Origin of the sequence: Luteibacter sp. CQ10 (assembly GCF_040900725.1) — a bacterium.
Classification (GTDB): domain Bacteria; phylum Pseudomonadota; class Gammaproteobacteria; order Xanthomonadales; family Rhodanobacteraceae; genus Luteibacter.
Genome location: NZ_JAEUYM010000002.1, coordinates 800,143 through 819,912 on the forward strand (window position 1 = coordinate 800,143; position 19,770 = coordinate 819,912).

The 19,770-nt window shown below is 67.6% G+C and carries 10 protein-coding genes; 3 read left to right on the top strand and 7 right to left on the bottom strand.

From position 1 onward, the window contains the following. Nucleotides 1-7: 7 nt before the first annotated feature. From JNG39_RS12395 to JNG39_RS12420, 6 genes are all read right to left on the bottom strand, one after another. Complete coding sequence (locus tag JNG39_RS12395; RefSeq protein WP_368311738.1) at nt 8-1,234, bottom strand: FtsX-like permease family protein; 1,227 nt, start codon at nt 1,232-1,234, stop codon at nt 8-10. A 5-nt stretch (nt 1,235-1,239) separates the two neighbouring features. Next, on the bottom strand, nt 1,240-2,553 hold the full coding sequence (locus tag JNG39_RS12400) for an ABC transporter permease (RefSeq protein WP_368311739.1): 1,314 nt from the start codon (nt 2,551-2,553) through the stop codon (nt 1,240-1,242). A 26-nt stretch (nt 2,554-2,579) separates the two neighbouring features. After that, entirely contained in the window at nt 2,580-3,923 is a 1,344-nt protein-coding gene (locus JNG39_RS12405) for a TolC family outer membrane protein (RefSeq protein WP_368311740.1), read from the bottom strand. Between the two features lie 172 nt (nt 3,924-4,095). Beyond that, the gene (proP, locus tag JNG39_RS12410) at nt 4,096-5,583 is read right to left on the bottom strand and encodes a glycine betaine/L-proline transporter ProP (RefSeq protein ID WP_368311741.1); all 1,488 of its coding nucleotides are present in this window, start codon (nt 5,581-5,583) and stop codon (nt 4,096-4,098) included. 232 nt (nt 5,584-5,815) lie between these two features. Beyond that, complete coding sequence (locus tag JNG39_RS12415) at nt 5,816-6,841, bottom strand: LacI family DNA-binding transcriptional regulator (RefSeq protein ID WP_368311743.1); 1,026 nt, start codon at nt 6,839-6,841, stop codon at nt 5,816-5,818. A 68-nt stretch (nt 6,842-6,909) separates the two neighbouring features. Next, nucleotides 6,910-8,199, bottom strand: coding sequence for a sugar MFS transporter (locus JNG39_RS12420; RefSeq protein ID WP_368311744.1), 1,290 nt, complete (start codon nt 8,197-8,199; stop codon nt 6,910-6,912). Nucleotides 8,200-8,576: 377 nt separating this feature from the next. Between JNG39_RS12420 and glk the strand changes: the two genes are divergently transcribed. The 3 genes from glk to JNG39_RS12435 all read left to right on the top strand — a co-directional run bounded on the left by glk (nt 8,577) and on the right by JNG39_RS12435 (nt 15,027). Beyond that, nucleotides 8,577-9,596, top strand: a complete 1,020-nt coding sequence (glk, locus tag JNG39_RS12425; RefSeq protein ID WP_368311746.1) for a glucokinase — start codon at nt 8,577-8,579, stop codon at nt 9,594-9,596. Nucleotides 9,597-9,692: 96 nt separating this feature from the next. Beyond that, nucleotides 9,693-12,425 (top strand): TonB-dependent receptor, encoded by a 2,733-nt coding sequence (locus JNG39_RS12430; protein WP_368311748.1) that lies wholly within the window; start codon nt 9,693-9,695, stop codon nt 12,423-12,425. Nucleotides 12,426-12,765: 340 nt separating this feature from the next. Continuing rightward, the gene (locus JNG39_RS12435) at nt 12,766-15,027 is read left to right on the top strand and encodes a family 20 glycosylhydrolase (RefSeq protein WP_368311750.1); all 2,262 of its coding nucleotides are present in this window, start codon (nt 12,766-12,768) and stop codon (nt 15,025-15,027) included. Between the two features lie 411 nt (nt 15,028-15,438). Here the strand turns inward: JNG39_RS12435 and JNG39_RS12440 are convergent, their stop codons facing one another. Further along, nucleotides 15,439-19,743, bottom strand: a complete 4,305-nt coding sequence (locus JNG39_RS12440) for a DEAD/DEAH box helicase (RefSeq protein ID WP_368311752.1) — start codon at nt 19,741-19,743, stop codon at nt 15,439-15,441. Nucleotides 19,744-19,770: the final 27 nt, after the last annotated feature.

A 19,770-nucleotide genomic window follows, 5' to 3' on the forward strand; every position in this document is an offset into this window, starting at 1 on the left:
CCGCCCGTCAGGCCTGGCGCACCGCTGCCAGCGGAGAAACACGGCACGCCCTCAGCGAAGGTTGCAGCACCGCGAGCTGACCGATCGCGTAGACCAGCAGCACGCCGCCGGCCACGGGCAGGAGCGGCAGCCTGGGCAGTTCGTAGCGGAGCATCAGCCACAGGTTGAGCGACCACGCCATGATCGCGCCCAACGCCGCGCCTCCCGTCACGATGGCCAGGTTCTCCAGCTGGAAATAGGTGCGGATGTCCGTCCGGGTGGCGCCCAGGGCGCGACGGATGCCGATCACGCGCACGCGTTCCTGCACCCAGAACCCGGTGAGGCCGAAGATGCCGAAACCGGTGAGGGCCAGAAGGCTGGCGATCACGCCGAGCAGCAGCCACACCAGCGCGCGGTCGTCACGGAAATAGTCGTGAACGGTCTCCGCGAGCGGCTGTACCTTGTTGATCACCAGGCGGTCATCGCTGGCGGCGAGCACGCGCGGCAGCGTGGCGACGACGCGATCGACCGTGCCGGGCCGCACGCGCAGCACGAAGCGTCCGTCGTGGACGTCGAGGACGGGCATGAGCAGGTTCAGGTCGTCTTTTGCCGGGTCGCCCGCGAGCACGGGATTGAGCAGGTGGCCGCTCACGCCGACGACGCGGCTGGCGCGGATGCCGTCCTTGTCGAAGTACACCGGTTTGCCCAGCGGGTCTTCGCCCGGCCACAGGCGGGCGGCCATCGACCGCGACACGATCACCGGCGGCGGTGCGCCGGGATCGACCGCGAACAGGTCGAAGCGTCCGTGATCGCCGTCGGTGAAGTTCCGCCCCCGGACGACGTGCAATCCCAGGGTCGCGACGTATCCCGGGCTGCCCGCGTAGAGGGCGACGTTGCAGAGGCGATCCGTGGAGCCCGGTTTGAGATAGAGGCAGAGCTGCGTGTAGCCGGTGGGGCTCAACGGCACGGAATTGACGTTGGCCACGCTTTCCACGCCGGGGATGCCGCGCAAGGCGGCCAGGTCGGCGCGCGTGCGCGCTTCCCATTCGGTCGCGGAGATGCCCGGATCGGTTCCCGAGACCTTCACCCAGACCAGCTCGGCGTCCGGGAGGCCGGTCGTGACCGTCATGCTTCCCAACCGGTCGCCGATGACGAGCAGCGCGTTGGCGACGATCGCCAGCGTGAGCGCGATCTCCAGGGTCAACAGGACGGCGGCCGTCTTGTGATGCTTGAGGGCTTTGATGATCGGATGCATGCGGGTCACTGGATCTTGATGGCGAGGGCCGGCGGTAGCCGGCAGGTGCGCCAGGCCGGAAAGACGGCGGCGGCAAGCGAAGCGGCCACGGCGAGCGCCACCGAGGACAGCAGCATCGGGACGTCCATGCGGGCGAACGAGGCGTAGTCGCTGGGCTGTTGGCGGACGATCCACAGGCCGGCATGGGCCAGCGCAAGCCCGATCGCACCGCCGCTGACGCCGACGATCGCGGCCTCGACGAGCAATTGCATGAAGACGTCGAGCTTGCGCGCGCCCATGGCGCGGCGCACGCTGAGTTCGGCCGAGCGGCGGGTGAACTTCACCAGCATCAACGCCACCGTGTTGACCATGCATACGAGCAGAAAGCCTACGGCGAGCAGCGCCTGCAGCTGCACGCCGCCGGGCACCACGCGGTTGTATTCGAGCCATTCGGTGACGTTGCGCAAGCGAACGTTCGGCGCGAGGGTGAAACGCCCCAGGGCCTTCTGTTCCCGCGAATAGTTCACGAGGAAATGCCGGTAGGCCTCCACCTGCGCTGGCGTATCCAGTCGCACCCAGAGTTGCAGCCAGACGCATTCGTTCGACGTCGCCATCGAGTCGCGGTCGAGCGTCGCGTTGTCGCCCCAGCAGATGACGGAGCCGGCATTGCGAATGTGCAGGTCCACCGCCGTGTGGAGCGGCATGAAGATGTCCTCGGTCTGCGCGTAGGCGCCGCGGCCGATGTCGTAGAACAACGGAACGGGTTGCCAGCGGCGTATCACGCCGATCACCCTGAAGTCGGCGTCACCCAGGCGGACGGAGCGCCCGACCGCCTCTTTCGCGTTGCCGAACAGACGCTCGGCGAGATGCTGTCCCAGCACCACCACGCGAGCCCGCTTTTCCTCGTCGTCGTCGCTCCACCCATGCCCGTCCAGGAACGGCACGTCGAACAGGGAAAAGAAGCCGGGCGTGGTGAACCGCGTGTCCACGAAGCTGGCGCTCCGTTCGCCACCGGGCGCGTGCAGCACCACGCGTCCGGCACTCATCGCGGCCTGCTGGCCGGGTCGTCCTTCGCGCAGCAGGTTCATGGCGTCGCTCCACGCGAGCTGGTCCGGCGGCTCGGCATCCTTGCCCGCGCTCTCCGCGTCGCGCGGTTCGACCTGGGGATGGAACAGCATCGCGCTCGATCCGGGGATGGGGTCGGCCGACATGACGTGCAGCACGGTGAGCATCGTCATGCACGCGCCGATGCCCAGTCCGATGGCGGCGATCATGAGTGCGGTGACGGTCTTGTTCCGCCGCAGGCTGCCCACGGCCAGCCGCAGGTAATAGGAAAGCATGGGGCGCTCCGGGATGGGACGGGTGTTCATTCGAGCAGGCGGTTGATGTCCTGGATGTCGTCCAGCGACGCCACGCCCGCCGCGCGCTTGAGCAGCAGCTTGTTGAGGATGAACTGGTGGCGCACCGTGATGTACTGGGTGCGCACGTTGGCGAGGATCTCGATGGCCACCACCACGTTGGTCAGGCTCTGCGTGCCGATGTCGTAACCGGCCTTGATCGACTCGACCGTCTTCTTCGCGGCCTCGACCGATCCCCGGGCATCCTCCACCTGGCCGATGCCGTCGGCGACGAGGTTGAAATAGTTGTATGCATCGCGCGCGGTGCGACGGCGCAGGGCCTCGAGGTCTTCCTGGTCGGCGTCACGCTGGTGGATCGCCTGGCGAACCTGCGACTGGGTCAGCCCACCGCTGAAGATGGGCACGTTGAGTACGAGGCCCAGCGTGGTATTGCCCGGACCGTAACCCGCGCCGCCTCGCGTCGTGCTCGACCACGCGCCCGTCTTGTCGTAACCCATCGAGAGCCCGAGGGTCGGCAGGTGGCCGGCGCGAGCCGCCGAGATGGAATGCTCGTCGGCGCTCACCAGATGGCCGGCGGCGAGGAGATCCGGATTCATGTTCATGGCCTGGTCCACCCAGGCCTTGGCGTCGTTCGGCGACGGCGGCTGCATCGGCAGGTCGTCACGCAAGGTCTTCAGGTGGCCGGGTTCCTTGCCCGTGATTTCCTGCAAGGCGCGGCGCGCGTCCTTCAGGGCATCCTCCGCGGATACGCGTTGCGAGCGGATGTAGAAGTAATAGGCTTCGGACTGGCTGAGGTCCGAGGCCGGGGCCAGCCCGTCCTTGAACAATTCGGAGGCCTGCTCGTGCTGCTGCTTGTACGCGTCCTCGTACGACCGGAAGACGGCGAGCTGGTCCTGCGCCACGAGGGCGGCGAAATAGGCCGAGGCGACGCGCACGTAGAGGTTCTGCAGTTCCCCGCGATAGGTTTCCTCCTGGGCGTCGGCGGTATCGTGCGCGCCGCGCTCGCGGGAGAACTTCGACAGGTCGAGCACGGTCTGGTCGAGCGACAGCGAGAGGTCGCGTTCGCGACTGTGTCCGCCGTCGCCCGACGTGCCCTGGTCGCTGCCGTCGGCATAAATGCGGCCGGGATGGAACTGTTGCAGTTGGAGGCCGGCGGAAAGCTGCGGAAGCAACGCGGACCGGGCCTGCGGCACGGCTTCGGCCGCGACCAGCCGACGGGCATCCGCGCCGGCCAGCACCGGATCGTTGGCCACGGCCTGCCGGTAGATGTCGAGCAGGTCTTCGGCGCCCGCCATGGCCGGCAGCCATGCGAGGGCCAGCACGAGCCGGCCTGCCCAGGTTTTCGTCCCCATCGTCGATTGTCCTTGCACGCTTGTGTGGAGTGCCGCGCCGCATCGTGCGCGACAGGCGGGTCAAGCGGCCGGGAGCAAGTTGCATGCCATGGCACGAAGCGCGCCACGCAGCGGTGCGCGGTGCGGCGTGAGTGTCCGCGGACACGCCGGTGCGGACACTGGACGGGATCGACTATCCCGCGCTTACGGCGGCGTGCGGGTCCGCCGGGGCGGGCAGTTCGGCATCGACGGTGAGCGGCGCGTCGCCCGCGAGCCATTCGCGTGCCTCGGCATGATCGGCCACCGCGGGCGGCGAACCGCGCAGCGGCAGGCCGGCTGTTTCGGTGACGAATGCCATTGTCACCATGCCGACGACGGCCGCCGCCATCAGGTAGTACGCCGGCACCAGCGGGTCGCCCGTGCGCTCCACCAGCCACGCGGTGAGCAGGGGCGTGGTGCCGCCGAACAGCGACACCGATACGTTGAACGCGATGGACAGCGCGCTGTAGCGCACCGGCGTATAGAACAGCGCGGGCAGCGTGGACGGCATGGTGCTGGTGAAGCAGACCAGCGCGACGCCGAGCAGCATGAGGCCGGTGAAAATGAGCACGTCGCTGCCGGTACCCAACAGGAGCATGCACGGGATCGCGAGCGCGAACATCGCCACGCAGGCACCGATGATCATCGGCTTGCGCCCGAAGCGGTCGCTGAAATGTCCGCCGATCACGTTGAGCGGCATCATCACCAGCATGACGATGAGGATCAGCAGCAGTCCCTTCGCCTCGCCGTAACCGAGCGTCACCGTGAGGTAGCTCGGCATGTAGGTGAGCAGCATGTAGTCGGTGACGTTGAACACGAGCACGAGGCCGATGCACTTGAGCAGTTGCGGCCCATGCACGGCGACCAGCTCCCGGAGGCCGACGCGCGGCACGTCGCCCTGGACCTCCATCGCTTCCGCATGCGCCTTGAATGCCGGGGTTTCCTCCAGTTTCATCCGCATGTACAGGCCCAGCAGGCCCAGCGGGCCGGCGACGAGGAAGGGTATCCGCCAGCCCCAGTCGAGCATCGCGTCCGCATCCAGCAGCGACGTCAGCGCGGTCACCACGCCCGCGCCGGCGATGTAGCCGCCGAGCGTGCCGAACTCCAGCCAGCTCCCCATCTGTCCTCGTCGCGCATCGGTGGAATATTCGGCGATGAACGTCGCGGCGCCGCCGTATTCCCCGCCGGTGGAGAAGCCCTGCAGCAGGCGGGCGAGCAACAGCAGGGCGGGTGCCCATAGGCCGATGCGTTCGTACGAGGGAATGAGGCCGATGGCGAAGGTACCCAGCGCCATCATGATCATCGTGGCGGCGAGCACGCGCTGGCGTCCGAAACGGTCGCCCAGCGGGCCGAACACCAGGCCACCGAGCGGACGCACGAGAAACGCGACGGTAAAGGTGGCGAAGGTGGCGATCACCTGCGCCGTGGGACTGTTGCCGGGGAAGAACACGTGACCGAGCGTGACGGCGAGATAGCCGTACACGCCGAAGTCGAACCATTCCATCGCGTTGCCCAGCGCCGCGGCGCCGACGGCTCGCCTCAGCATGGGCTCGTCGACGATGGTGAGGTCGTCGGGCTTCAGGTTCGCGCGGCGGCGGGTGAACCAACCGAAGTGGGCGTCGTTTCCGGTGTAGTCCGGCATGCTTACGTGCTCCTGTTCGCACGGACGGGCATACGCCGGCATGGCCGGAAGGACCGTCCTGGGATAGGGATGCGCAACGCGTCGAAGGCGTCGCCTGGCGCGGTCGGAAGACTCGCGGGGAATGCTCCGCGGAACGCGTCGACAGGCAACGCGGCGGAGACAACCCCGGAAATTTAACAAATGAGGTGTTAAGAGAGCGTAGCGCACCCGGCGCATCGGCCGGGTGCCGGCGTCAGAGCCTGCGCGGTGCCGTCGAGCCGCGGACCACGAGCTCGGGGCTGAAACCCTCGTTGTCGATCACGTGCCCTTCGTCGCGGTCGAGTTCGGCGATGAGCCGCTGGGCCGCATGGCGGCCGATTTCCTCGGTGTTCTGCCGGGCGGTGGTAAGCGCGGGCCACGACTGCTTGGAGAACGGGCTGTCCTCGAAACCGGCGATGGATAGCTCCCAGGGCACGTCGACGCCACCCGAGCGCGCGGCGGCCAGCACGCCGGCGGCGATCTCGTCGTTCGAGCCGAAGATCGCGGTGGGCGGCTCCTTCAGGGCGAGCAGCTTGCGGGCGCCGCGAAAGCCGTCGTCGAAGGAATAGTCGCCTTCCACCACGAGCTTCTTGTCCACCGGCAGGCCGTACTCGCGCAGCGCGTCTTCATAGCCCTGGTAACGCTCGGGGCTGGAGCGGTGATCCTTGCCGCCCCAGAGGAAACCGATGCGATGGTGGCCGAGCTGGATGAGGTGTTCGGTGATGGCGTAGGCGGCGTCGCGGTCGTCGACGAACACGCAGGGCCAGCCGTCCTTCGGATCCTTCCGCGCGGAGATGATCCGCACGAAGGGCACCTTCTGCTCGGTGAGCGCGGCCAGCAGCGCGGGCTGCTCGGACATCGGCGGGCACAGCACCAGGCCGGCCAGCCGGTTGCGCCGGACCAGGTCGCCCAGCTGCTCGGCGAGCCGGGGGGCCGAGGAGTCGCAGGGATGGATCTGCAGGCCGAAGCCGCGCTCCCGGCACACCGACAGCACGCCGTTCTGCATGGCGATGACGTAGTGCGCGTTCGGGTTGTCGTAGACCAGGCCGAGGGCGTAGGTGCGCGAACTGCGCAGGCTGCGCGCCGCCTGGTCGGGCTGGTAGTCGAGCGCCTCGATCGCGCGCTGCACCTTGTCCCGGGTGCGCGCGTGCACGGACGGCTCGTGGTTGATGACGCGGGATACCGTCTTCAGCGAGACGCCCGCGCGTTCGGCGACGTCCTTGATGGTGGGGCTGCGCAATCTACGACCCTCTATGGCAAGACGGCCATCCTAATGGACGGCCGTCTCCTGGCGAAGATATATGTGCGTCAGTCCCTGACGTGTTGCCCGACGCGGTGGCCCGCCGCGCCGTAATACAGGATGTACAGGTAGCAGGGCACCATGATGCAGAGGAACACGGCCTGGAAATCGTGGGTCTGCTTCAGGTGGGCGAAGATCACCGGGATGATCGCGCCGCCGGCGATGCCCATGATGAGGAAGGCCGAGCCGAATTCGGTAAGCCGGCCCAGGCCCTTGATGGCCAGCGGGAAGATCGCCGGCCACATCATGGCGTTGGCGAACCCCAGTGCCGCGACCAGCCCCACCGAGACGTAGCCGCTGGTCAGATACGTGCCGATCGACAGCGCCACGCCGAGGATCGCCGAAAACGCCAGGTAACGCTGCTGGGAGACGAACTTGGGAATGAGCAACAAGCCCGCCACGTAGCCGACCAGCATCGCGATGAGGGTGAACGAGGTGAAGTGCTGCGTGTCGGCGGGGCTCATGCCGAAGCCCTGGCCATAGGTGCCGATGGCGTCACCCGCCATGACTTCCACGCCCACGTAGACGAACAGGCAGAGCACGCCCAGCCACAGGTGCGGAAAGCTCAGCAGGCTGCCTTTCGCGTGGCCGATGGCGCGCTCGGAGTTGTCGCTCGACGGCTTGATCTCCGGCAGCGACGAACGCACCACCCAGATCGCCAGCACCACCAGCAGGCCGGCCATCACCATGTACGGCATGTGCACCTTGGCGGCGAAGGCGGCCAGCAGGGCGTCCTTCTGCACCGGGTCGGTGGTGGCGGCCACCTGGTCGCCGAACGTGCGGATGTTGCTCATCACCACCGCGCTGAACACGAACGGCGCGGCCGCGCCGGCGAGCTTGTTGCAGATGCCCATGAAGGCGATGCGCTGCGCCCCGCTCTCGATGGGGCCGAGGATCGAGATGTACGGATTGGATGCCGTCTGCAGCAGCGAAAGACCCGCGCCGATCACGAACAGGCCGACGAGGGCTCCCGGGTAGACGCGCATGGTCACGAACTGGCCGAACATCACCGCGCCGATGGCCATCACGAACAGGCCCAGGCCCATGCCCTTCTTCATGCCGGTCTTCTTGAGGATGAACGACGAGGGCAGGGCGAGGAAGAAGTACGACAGGTAGAACGCCATCGGCACGAGGAAGGCGTTGACGTCGTCCAGGTTGAAGGCCAGCTTCACGAAGGTGATCAGCGGACCGTTGAGCCAGGTCACGAAGCCGAAGATGAAGAAGAGGACGCCGATGATGATCATCGGCACCAGACTGGATGGGCGCGTCTGGTCGACGGCGGCCGAAGTGGACGACATGGGTGCTCCCCGGTGGTTGTGCGTGGCGTGCCGACACGGTCGGGCGCGCGGCGATTTGTCCCTTTATTGACTCGTGCGCGCAACGTTGTCAATGCGGATACGTGCTCCCCCGCGCGGCAAGCTCAGCCTTCCCAACTTTCGATGTTGCGTCGCAGCATGGCGGGCGGTCGCGAATAATCACGATCTAAGTGGGGCATTTCTCTCAAGTCGTTGAAACCACGTGCATGACGGCTATTGCGCCGCATGACGGAAATTCGCGTGTCTTGTCCTTTTGTCCCATTGACAACGTTGTCATCCGGCTTACAGACTCCGCTCGAATCAAGCCGTCATGGAATTTTCATCGTGACGACGTCAGGGCGATCATCGGGGAGCATCGAGTGGGCGAATCGGCCAAGCAGCGGGAGATCGTGCGTGCGTCCCAGGCGGAGGCGTTCCTCGCCGCCGACGTGGGCGGAACGCATGCCCGCATCGGTCTCGTGCGCCGTGCCGGCAACGGCATCGAGGTGTTGCGTTACGAACGCTATGCCTGTGCCGACTGGCCGAGCCTCACCGCCGTGCTGCAGGACTTCGTGACGCAACTCGACGGTCAGGCCGTGGTGAAGCATTGCGCCGTGGCGTCCGCCGGTTACGTGCTGGGCGATGCCGTGGTGAACGAGAACCTGCCGTGGTCGGTCTCCATTGGTGACATCCGCAACACGCTCGGCCTCGCCGGCCTCGCCGTGGTCAACGATTTCGAGGCCGTCGCCTACGCCTGCCAGTTCCTGCAGACCCACGAAACCCAGCCGATCATCCCCACCAGCGCGGCACCGGTGACGGGCCCGGTGCTGGTGATGGGGCCGGGCACCGGCCTGGGTTCCGCCGTGCTGTTGCCGGGTTCGCCGCACGCCACCGTGCTGCCCACCGAGGCGGGACAGATCTCGCTCGCACCGGGTAACGAGCGCGAGATGGCGATCCTTCGCGAGCTCGCCCGCGGTCGCGAGTACGTGTCGTACGAGGCGGCGCTTTCGGGCCCGGGCCTGGTCAATCTCTACCGGGCCATCTCGACGCTGCGCGGCACGAACGCGACGCTGGCCGAGCCCTCGGACGTGACGCGCGCTGCGCTGGACGGGAGCGATCCCGCCGCGGTCGAGGCGCTGGATGTCTTTTGCGGGCTACTGGGCAGTTTCGTGGGCGACCTCGCCCTGCTCTACGGCGCGCGCGGCGGCGTGTACCTCGCCGGCGGCATCCTGCCGCAGGTACGCGACCGCCTGCTCGCCAGCAGCTTCGCCAACAGGTTTTTCAACAAGGGCGTCATGCGCGCCTTTCTCCAGCAAGTGCCGGTACGTCTGATGGACCACGGACAGTTGGGTGTGATCGGTGCCGCCGGTCTCTACCTGCACGGTTCGACCGCTCATTGAAGAGCGGGAAAGGAACGCGTCACGCGTCAAGTTAGGAAGCCGGGGTCGAAAGGCCCCATCGATCGCAAAACATTCATCCTCTGAGGGGAGGACACCATGTCGCATCGCAGGAACCTGCTCACGGCGAGCATCATCGCCGGATTGTGTTGTATCGCCGGAACGGCCGTCGCGCAGGACACGACGCAGCCCGCCCATACCCAGACCGCCCAGGAAAAGGCCGATGCCGCCAAGGCCGCCCAGCTCGAGGGCGTGACCGTCACGGGCATCCGCGCCAGCCTGGAGAAGTCGCTCGACACCAAGCGCAACGCCGACGCCGTGGTCGAGGCGGTCACCGCCGAGGACATCGGCAAGTTCCCCAACACCAACGTGGCCGAAGCCATGACCCAGGTGCCGGGCGTGGTGATCGATCGCCAGTTCGGCCAGGGCGACCGCGTGTCGATCGACGGCACCGATCCCAGCCTCAACCTCACCTTCCTCAACGGCCAGCCGATCTCGCAGACGCCGTGGCAGTACGGTGCGCAGCCCAACCGCGGCTTCGACTTCACCATGCTGGCGCCCGAGATCGTCGGCCGCCTGGAAGTGTACAAGTCGCCCGAGGCGCGCCTGCCCGAGGGCAGCCTCGGCGGCACGGTGATGCTGCACACGCTGCAGCCGCTCGACCTGCCGGCCAACACCGTCCGCGGCAGCTTCGGCCTGAACTACAACGACCAGGCCAGCAACGGCAGCCGTCCGTCCGGCTCGGTGCTGTACAGCTGGAAGAACACCTCCAACACCTTCGGCATGATCGCTTCGTTGCAGCATTACGAAGAGAAGATCGATCGCCGCGGCCTGGAAATCTTCAGCTACAGCCCCGTGTCGAAGTGGGCCGCGAGCCCATACGTCGCCGACGGCATCGCCAACGGCACGCTGGACCCCAATGCCAAGGTACCCGACGAAGTCAACGCGGCGTACTTCCAGCAGAAGCGCAAGCGTGACACCGCCACGCTGGGCTTCCAGGTCCGGCCGACCGACAACTGGGACATCGACGTCAACTCGCTGTTCATCCGCGAGAACTTCGACAACTGGAACCAGTCGCTCTACCCGTTCACCGGCTCGTCCGGCACGCTGGGCAACATCACCAGCTTCACGCCCGGCCCGAACGGCGTCATTACCGGCGGCCACGTCTGCGGCAACGACAACGTGGGTTGCCCGGCGATCGCGCAGGGCACCTTCGACAGCAACATCCGCAAGTCGGTGGTGCGCACCTCGGCGTTCGACGTGAAGTCCGCCTATCGCGGCGACAGCTGGACCCTGAGCGGCGCCGCCGGTTACAGCAAGGCGGTGAACAACGACATCTCCCAGGCGGTGATGGAGCCGGTCTACGGTGGCGGCTACACCTGGGACATCAACCACGGCTTCAACTTCGACAGCCCGGCGGCCGCGCGTGACCCGGCCAACTGGCACATGGGCGACGCCCCGGGCCTCGGCGGCTGGCCGGGCAACTACGGCGACTACGACGCCCATTCGCGCGATACGTACGGCCAGCTCGACTTCAGCAAGAACTTCGACAGCTTCGTCAACGAAATCCAGGTGGGCTACCGCTGGAATCGCCACGAGGAAGCGATGAACGCCCACGTGTACGGCCCCAACGCGCCCATCTCGCTCGCCGACCTGGGTACCTCGGGCTACACGAACCTCAGCGGCGTGGGCCTGTGGGACGGCGCGGCCAGCCACATCATGCCCGACCCGGATGCGCAGTACGCCTGGGTGCGCAGCACCAACGGCGGTAACGAGGATCCGGGCACGTTCCTCAACGGCACGTTCAAGATCATCGAGAAGACCAACGCGGCCTACGCCCAGGCGAACTTCGCCGGCGGCGATTTCCACGGCAACGTGGGCATCCGTTACGTCGACACCAAGACCGACGGCTACGGCTACAACTACCTCGGCGCGCCCGTGCTGCCGGCGCCGGCGGGTACGTACGTGAAGGCCTCGCAGACCACGAAGAACTGGTTGCCCTCGCTCAACGTCGCCTACGATCTCGCCGAAGACGTGGTGCTGCGCTTCGCGGCGGCCAAGGTGATCGCCCGCGCGCCGTACAACCTGCAGGTGAACAACCTGTTCCTCAACGACACCGTGCTGACCGGCGCGGGCGGCAACGCGAACATCAAGCCGTACAAGTCGAAGAACTTCTCGCTGTCCGCCGAGTGGTACTTCGCGCCGCAGTCGTACCTGGCCCTCACCGGCTTCTACAAGAAGGTCGACGACTACGTGTTCCAGGACGTGGTCCAGGAGCGTCACTTCAACTCCGCCACCTCGACCGATCCGGCCACGTTCGCCTCGCAGCTCGCCGCGGGCCTGTGCACGGCCGACGGCTTCTGCACCTACGACGTGAGCCGTCCGGAAAACGTCGGCTCGGGCAAGATCCGGGGCGGCAGCCTCAGCTACCAGCAGGCGTTCGGCGAAACCGGCTTCGGCGTGACCGCCAACTACACCTATGCCAAGGGCACCCTCGATGCGGGCGGCGCGCTGCCGTACAACTCGAAGAATGCCTACTCGCTCAGCCCGTACTACGAAATGGGCGCCTTCAGTGCCCGCATCACGTACAACTGGCGCAGCAAGTACCTGGCGGGTGGCTACGTCGCCGGTGCGCCGCCGGCCACCACCGACGACTACGCCGATCTCGGCGCCACGTTGGGGTACAAGCTCAACGACAAGGTCTCGTTCACCCTCGCGGGCATGAACCTGACCAACGAGGAATACAAGCAGTACATCGGCACCAAGTCGTTGCCGGTCGCCAGGTACACCACGGGCCGTCGCTACATGGCTTCGGTGCATTTCGACCTCTGACGACGCGTCATGGATACGCGGCCACGGACGGCCGCCACACCCCTCGAAGCTTCATTCCCCTCGGGCCCGGCGATGTGCTTTCCGGGCCCGCTTTTTTTTGTGGGTGTGTGGTCGCGAAGACCTTTTGCCCCGCATCGGGTCCCTGCGTACGCAGGGACGACGTGAGGGGGATACGTGACGCGCGCTGCCATGACCCGTCGTTCCTGCGCACGCAGGAACCCAGCGCCTTGAGGCCGGTTTTCGCGAAAGGGGCACGTACGCATCGTCACCTAAGCACTTTACGATCCGCCATCCACCCCTTACGTTTCACGTTCGAGCTTTCGAAACACAGGGAATCCCGATGCGCCGCACCCTCCTCGTCGCCCTCCTCCTGGGCCTGTCCGCCTGCGCCACCCAGGCGCCGAAGCAAGCCGGGGGCCCCGTCGACACGACGCCGCTCTCGTTGATTCCCATGCCCGCGCAACTCACCCGCGCGCCGGGCCATTACCGCATCGACGCGAAGACGCCCATCGTCGTGGCCCCGGGCGACACGGCGGCGAAACGCGTGGCCGGGCAATTGCAGGGATGGGTGCGCCAGGCGCGCGGTTTCGCGCCCGCCATCGTCGAGGGCAAGCCGGGTGCGGGCATTTCGCTGGCGACCCGATCCACCGTCAAGGGCCACGAGGCCTATACGCTCGACGTCGACGCCAAGGGCGTGCGCATCGCCGCCAACGATGAAACCGGCCTGTTCTACGGCGCGGTCACCTACTGGCAGCTGCTGACCGATCCCGCCTCGCAGAACGGCGTGCCGGGCGTGCACATCGTCGACGCGCCGCGCTTCGCCTGGCGTGGCCTGATGCTCGATTCCAGCCGCCACTTCCAGTCGGTGCACGACATCGAGCACCTGATCGACCAGATGGCGATGCACAAGCTCAATACCTTCCACTGGCATCTCACCGACGACCAGGGCTGGCGCCTGAAGATCGACAAATATCCCAAGCTCACCGAGGTCGGCTCGTGCCGCAAGGCGGTGGGATCGGATACGGCCGGCGGCGACAGCTACTGCGGCTTCTACACCAAGGACGACGCGAAGCAGATCGTGGCCTATGCCGCCGAGCGGCACATCACCGTGGTACCCGAGATCGAGATGCCGGGGCACGCGCAGGCCGCCGTGGCCGCCTATCCGCAGTACGGCACGGGCAAACCCAAGAAGGTGTCGTCCGACTGGGGCGTCAACACGGCCCTGTTCAACACCGACGACGCCACGTTCGTGTTCCTCCAGGACGTGCTCGACGAGGTGATGGAGATCTTCCCCTCGTCGTACATCCACGTCGGCGGCGACGAGGCCGCGAAGGACGAATGGGAGCGCTCCAAGGCGGTGCAGGCGCGCATGAAGAAGCTGGGCATCGACGACGAGGAAAAAATGCAGGGCTGGTTCATCGCCCGCATCGGCGATTACCTCGACAAGCATGGCCGTCGCCTGATCGGCTGGGACGAGATCCTCGACGGCAAGGTGCCGGCGAGCGCCACGGTGATGTCCTGGCGCGGCACCGAGGGCGCGATCAAGGCCGCCAACGCCGGTCACGACGTGGTACTGGCGCCCTCGCCCGTCCTGTATCTCGACCGCGTGCAGTCCAGTCTCCCCGACGAGCCGCCGGGCCGTCCGTCGGACGAGACGTTGAAAACGCTCTACGACTTCGACCCCATGGTGCCGGGCATCGGCGCCGATAAGGCCGAGCACGTGCTGGGCGCCGAGGCGACGCTGTTCACCGAGCACATGCACGACTGGTATCGCATCCAGCACGCGACGTTCCCGCGCATGGCCGCGCTCGCCGAGCGCACCTGGTCGCCGCGCGCCGACTGGAACGACTTCCTCGCGCGCCTGCCCGTGCAGATGGCGCGTTATCGCTCGGCCGGGATCATCCCCGCCGACAGCGCGTTCGCCGTCGCGATCTCCGTCGCCCCCGCGGGCAAGGACGGCGCGCGCGTGACGTTGTCCAGCCAGACCGGCTACGGCACGGTGCGTTACACCACCGACGGAAGCACGCCGACCCCCCAATCGACGGCCTATACCGCACCGTTCGACGTGAGCCTGCCTACCACCGTCAAGGCCAACACGTTCGAAGGCGGCTTCGGGCTGGCCGGCGTGCGCGAGGAGGCGATCGACGCGAAGTCGCTTTTGCATCGCACGAGCGTGCAACTGGACACCTGCACCGACGATCTCCCGTTGCGCATCGAGGCGCCGGAGATGGTCGACGGCGTGCGGCCGATCTACAAGGCCGACATCATGAATACCTGCTGGGTCTGGAAGAACGTGCCGTTGGACGGGCGCTACGGCGCGGCGATCACCGTCGATCGTCTTCCGTACAACTACGCGCTGTGGAAGGCGGCCAAGAACGTCGTGTCGCGCAAGTCGCGTTCACGCGCGGGCGAGATCGAGATCCACCAGGACACCTGCGACGGTCCGAAGCTGGCCACCATCGACCTGTCCAAGGCCAAGGACCGGCGCGCCACGTTGCAAGGCGTGTTGCCCAAGCGCGAGGGAACGCACGACCTGTGCTTCGTGATCACCGGCAAGCCGGGGCCGAAGATGTGGGTGATCGCGGATATCCAATTGCGCTGAGGTGGCCCGATTCGCCGATACGATCGGCTCCCACCCCTTCGGTAGCAAGGTCTCGACGAGATGGCTGCCCGAAGGCGTGGGCCCATCGGCGGCATGATTTCGACGAGATGCCTACCGAAGGGTGGGAGCCGATCGTATCGGCGAATCGGCTCCTCGCTTCGGTAGCAAGGTCTCGACGAGATGGCTGCCCGAAGGAGTGGGCCCATCGGCGGCATGATTTCGACGAGATGCCTACCGAAGGGTGGGAGCCGATCGTATCGGCGAATCGGCTCCCCGCTTCGGTAGCAAGGTCTCGACGAGATGGCTGCCTGAAGGCGTGGGCCCATCGGCGGCATGATTTCGACGAGATGCCTACCGAAGGGTGGGAGCCGATCGTATCGGCGAAAGCAGACGAAGCGACGACGCAGGACGCTATCGGTAAACCGGCGCCCGCATATCCGCCCGGCGCTGCAACGCCCCCAGCACCGCCCTCTCCTCCTCCGCCTCCAGCGCCATCATCGTCACGAACTTCCCCGCCACCATCGCGCCCAGCGGCATGCCGTCGCGGATGGCGATGCGCGTGCCGATCGTGGCCGGTACCTTCGAACCGACCACGATGCTGCCGACGAGGTTGAGCGGATCGGTGCCCGCGATGCAGACGATCTCGCCGTCGTGCTCGCGATGACGTATCTGCCGAAGCGCCGCGAGCGCTTCAGGCAGGGCGAACTGCTCGCCGACCAGGCCGTCGACGAAACGGCCGCCGCGGATCTCGCCGCGCGCCTCCAGGCGGTGATACACGCGACGCAGGTCGCGCCACGCGGGTAGCCAGGCGGCCTCGCGCTCGAGGATGCGCCAGCTCACCACGCCGTACCGGCGCAGCAGCGTGCGCGCGACGTGTTCCAGCGCATCGGCATCGTTGCGGTCTTCGCGCGGCCGGCGGGCGAGCGACCAGCGGCCCGCGTCCTCGATGCCGTTGAGCATGTGGCGTTGCGTGCGACGGTGCCGACCGTTGCCGCGTTTGGATGCGGGCAACAACAGGGCGCGCAATCCCGCGAAGCTGTCGGCGGTGGCGCGGCCGGCGGCGACCAACTCGCCGAGCGCGTCTTCCAGTTCGGAGCGCAGCAGGCGCGTGGCGGTCGCCAGTTCGTCGAAGAACAGCGCGCCTTCGTCGCGCAGCGTATCCGCCACCGCCTGGGCACGCGACGACAGCTTCACTTCGTCGGAAGCGGCCGGAGCCACCGACGACCAGACGGGCAACTGCCTGCGCGGCAGCAACACGATGGGCGTGGCCCGCACCGGGCCGCCCGTACCCGTGCCCGGTCGCAGGCGGCTCCAGACGACGCGGCCCGCGCGGCAGAGATCGTCGAGCCAGCCGATGCCGTAGTCCGACACGCGCGAAGGCAGCAGCTCCGATTCCCACGCGCCCGCCGCCGCCTCGAACCCTTCGAGCTGGGCGATCACGCCGGCGAGCGCATCGGGCCCGGACACCTGCGTGCCGCGCGTGACGTGCTGCCAATCCAGCAGGAAGCGGAGGAAATCGCGCGGCGCCACCGGTTCGATCTCGCGACGCAACCGGCCGATGGTGTAACGGTGGATACGTGCGAGCAGGTGGCGCTCGCACCACTCCACCTCGGTCGTGCCGGGCGTGAACGGGCCGCGCATCACGTAGCCTTCGGTTTCCAGCGCGCCCAGGGCGAGTTCGATGTCGAGAGCGTCGACGCCGAGCGAGTCGACCAGCGCCTGGGCCGGTACGGGGCCCAGGCCGCCGAGTCGGCCACGCACCACGTCGACCAGCGCGCTTTCGCGCGTCCACGCCTGCGCGGCGTATTCGGCGGGTGCCGCGATGGGCGGCTGCATCGACAGGCCGTCGTGGATGGCCTGCCAGGCGGGCAGGCGTTCGGCGGCGACCCACAGCGCGGTGCCCCCGTGGGTAAGCAAGGTGGCGCGGGCGTCCTTGGCGAGCGCGCCGAGCAGCTTCGCCCAACCGGCGTTGTCGCGCGCTTCGCCGGGCGTGACCGCGCCGAGCAGCATCAGCGCCTCGTGCATCTCGTCGACGTTGCGCGCTTCGGGCCACGCCTCCACGCGCACCGCGTCGATGGCCTCGGCGTCGAGGCGGCCGAGGTCGTCGGCGGTTTCCGCGTCGTTCCAGCGCCGCGACTGCACGGCCTGCGTGCGACGCTCTTCCAGCGGCGCATCGTCGAGGAAGGCATACGGCGAGGCGTTGAGGATTTCGGCGGCCAGCGGCGACGGCGTGGCGAGATCGCGCGCCACCACGCGGATGTCGCCCGATTCCATGCGTCGCAGCAAGGCGAGCAGGCCGTCGACGTCCATCGCCTCGTGCAGGCAGTCGCGCAGGGTCTGGTTGACCAGCGGATGGTCGGGCACCTCACGTTCGCCGACGAGGTTTTCCGCGCAGGCCACCTGGTCGGGGAAGACCGTGGCGAGCAGGTCTTCGCCCTTCATGCGCTGCAACTGCGGTGCGACCTTCCGTCCGCCGGTGAAGCGTGGCAAGGCGAGCGAGGTGGTGGCGTTCCAGCGCCAGCGCACGCCGAACAGCGGCGCGTCGAGCAGCGCCTGCACGAGCACGTGCTCGGCGGTGTTCGAGTTGAGGTAGCGCCCCACGTCCTCCAACGGAAAGCTGTGGCTGGTGGAGAGCGACAGCACGATGGCGTCTTCGGTGGCCGCGGCCTGAAGTTCGAAGTTGAACTTGCGGCAGAAACGCTTGCGCAGCGCCAGCCCCCAGGCCTTGTTGATGCGGCTGCCGAAGGGGGTATGGATGATGAGCTGGCTGCCGCCGGATTCGTCGAAGAAGCGCTCGAACACCACGGTGTCGCGGGTGGGCAAGGCGCCGAGCGCAGCGCGTGCACGCAAGAGGTAATCGACGATCTGCTCCGCCGCGGCCTTCGACAGCGACAGTTCACCCGTCGCCCAGGCGAGCGCGGCGTCCCGTCCGCCCTCTTCCAGGCAGGCGTCGATGTGCTGGCGCAGGCGCGATACGCCTTCGGAGAGTTCGTCGGTGCGGCCGGGCGCCTCGCCCAGCCAGAACGGAATGTTCGGCGGCTGGCCTTGGGCGTCTTCCACGCGCACGCGGTTGGTTTCCACGCGGATGATGCGATACGAGCGGTTGCCGAGCTGGAAGATGTCGCCGGCGTTGCTCTCGACGGCGAAATCCTCGTTCACCGTGCCGACCGTGACCGACTGCGGTTCGAGCAGCACGGCGTAGTCGCCGGTTTCGGGGATGGTGCCGCCGGAGGTGACCGCCGCGAGCCGCGCGCCGCGGCGCTCGCGCAGGCGGCGGTTCACCGCGTCGCGGTGGATGTACGCACCGCGCGGCCCCACGCGCGTGGTGAAGCCGTCCGCCAGCATGCGGACGGTTTCGTCGAAGGTGTCGCGCTTGAGGTCGCGGTATGGCCACGCGCGGCGGAAGGTATCGAACAGCGCGTCTTCGTCCCATTCCTGGCAGGAGACCTCGGCCACGATCTGCTGCGAGAGCACGTCGAGCGGCTCGTCCGGGATGATGAGGGTGTCGAGTTCGCCACGACGCACGCAGTCGAGCAGGGCCGCGCATTCGACCAGGTCGTCGCGCGAGGTGGGAAACAGGCGTGCCTTCGGCGTGCCGCCCACGGCGTGGCCGGCGCGGCCGGCGCGTTGCAGGAAGGCGGCGATGGAGCGTGGCGAGGCGATCTGGCAGACGAGGTCGACGTCACCAATGTCGATGCCCAGTTCCAGCGAGGCGGTGGCGACGAGCGCGCGCAGCTTGCCGTGCTTGAGCCGTTGCTCCGCGTCGAGGCGCTGCTCGCGCGACAGGCTGCCGTGGTGCGAGGTGACGGCGTCGTTGCCGAGGCGGTCGGCGAGATGGCGTGCCACGCGCTCGGCCATGCGCCGCGTGTTCACGAACACCAGCGTGGTGCGGTGCTGCTCCACGAGGTTGGCGAGGCGGTTATAGACCAGCTCCCACATGTCGTTGGACATCACCGCTTCCAGCGGCACGGGCGGCACCTCGAGCGCGAGGTCGCGTTGGCGCGCGTGGCCGATGTCGACGATGGCGCAGTCGGCGCTTTCGCGACCGGTGAGGAAGGCGGCGACCTTCGCGATGGGTTTCTGCGTGGCCGACAGGCCGATGCGCACGATGCGCCGCGGCGCGAGCGAGGCGAGCCGTTCGAGCGACACGGCCAGATGGCTGCCGCGCTTGCTCGCGGCGACGGCGTGGATCTCGTCGACGATCACCTCGCGCACGTGGCCGAGCATGGCGCGGCCGGACGCGGAGCCGAGCAGCACGTAGAGCGATTCGGGCGTGGTCACGAGGATGTGCGGCGGCCGCTTGCGCATGCGCTCGCGATCGGACGAGGGCGTGTCACCCGTGCGCACGGCGGTGCGGATTTCCACGTCGGGCAGGCCTTGCTTGCGCAGTTCGTCGCGGATGCCGGCCAGCGGGGCCTCGAGGTTGATGCGGATGTCGTTGGACAGCGCCTTCAACGGCGAGACGTAGAGGACGGTGGTGCGATCGGGAAGCCCCCCGTCGCGCACGCCCTCGCGGACCAGCGCATCGATGGCCGACAGGAAGGCGGTCAGCGTCTTGCCCGAGCCGGTCGGCGCGGCCACCAACGTATCGCGCCCCGAGCGGATGGCGGGCCATGCCGCCACCTGCGCCTCGGTGGGCGCGGGGAACGTGGCCTCGAACCAGGCGGCCACGGCGGGATGGAAGGCGGCGAGCGGCATCGACTTTTGTGAATTCATTGAACCACTTAGATGGGGGCGAAAACG

Bases quoted from the DNA above. Each gene is read 5' to 3' on its own strand.
- JNG39_RS12440 (WP_368311752.1), bottom strand. From the start codon at position 19,743: ATGAATTCACAAAAGTCGATGCCGCTCGCCGCCTTCCATCCCGCCGTG.
- JNG39_RS12435 (WP_368311750.1), top strand. From the start codon at position 12,766: ATGCGCCGCACCCTCCTCGTCGCCCTCCTCCTGGGCCTGTCCGCCTGC.
- JNG39_RS12420 (WP_368311744.1), bottom strand. From the start codon at position 8,199: ATGTCGTCCACTTCGGCCGCCGTCGACCAGACGCGCCCATCCAGTCTG.
- JNG39_RS12405 (WP_368311740.1), bottom strand. From the start codon at position 3,923: ATGGGGACGAAAACCTGGGCAGGCCGGCTCGTGCTGGCCCTCGCATGG.
- JNG39_RS12395 (WP_368311738.1), bottom strand. From the start codon at position 1,234: ATGCATCCGATCATCAAAGCCCTCAAGCATCACAAGACGGCCGCCGTC.
- JNG39_RS12430 (WP_368311748.1), top strand. From the start codon at position 9,693: ATGTCGCATCGCAGGAACCTGCTCACGGCGAGCATCATCGCCGGATTG.
- proP (WP_368311741.1), bottom strand. From the start codon at position 5,583: ATGCCGGACTACACCGGAAACGACGCCCACTTCGGTTGGTTCACCCGC.
- JNG39_RS12400 (WP_368311739.1), bottom strand. From the start codon at position 2,553: ATGCTTTCCTATTACCTGCGGCTGGCCGTGGGCAGCCTGCGGCGGAAC.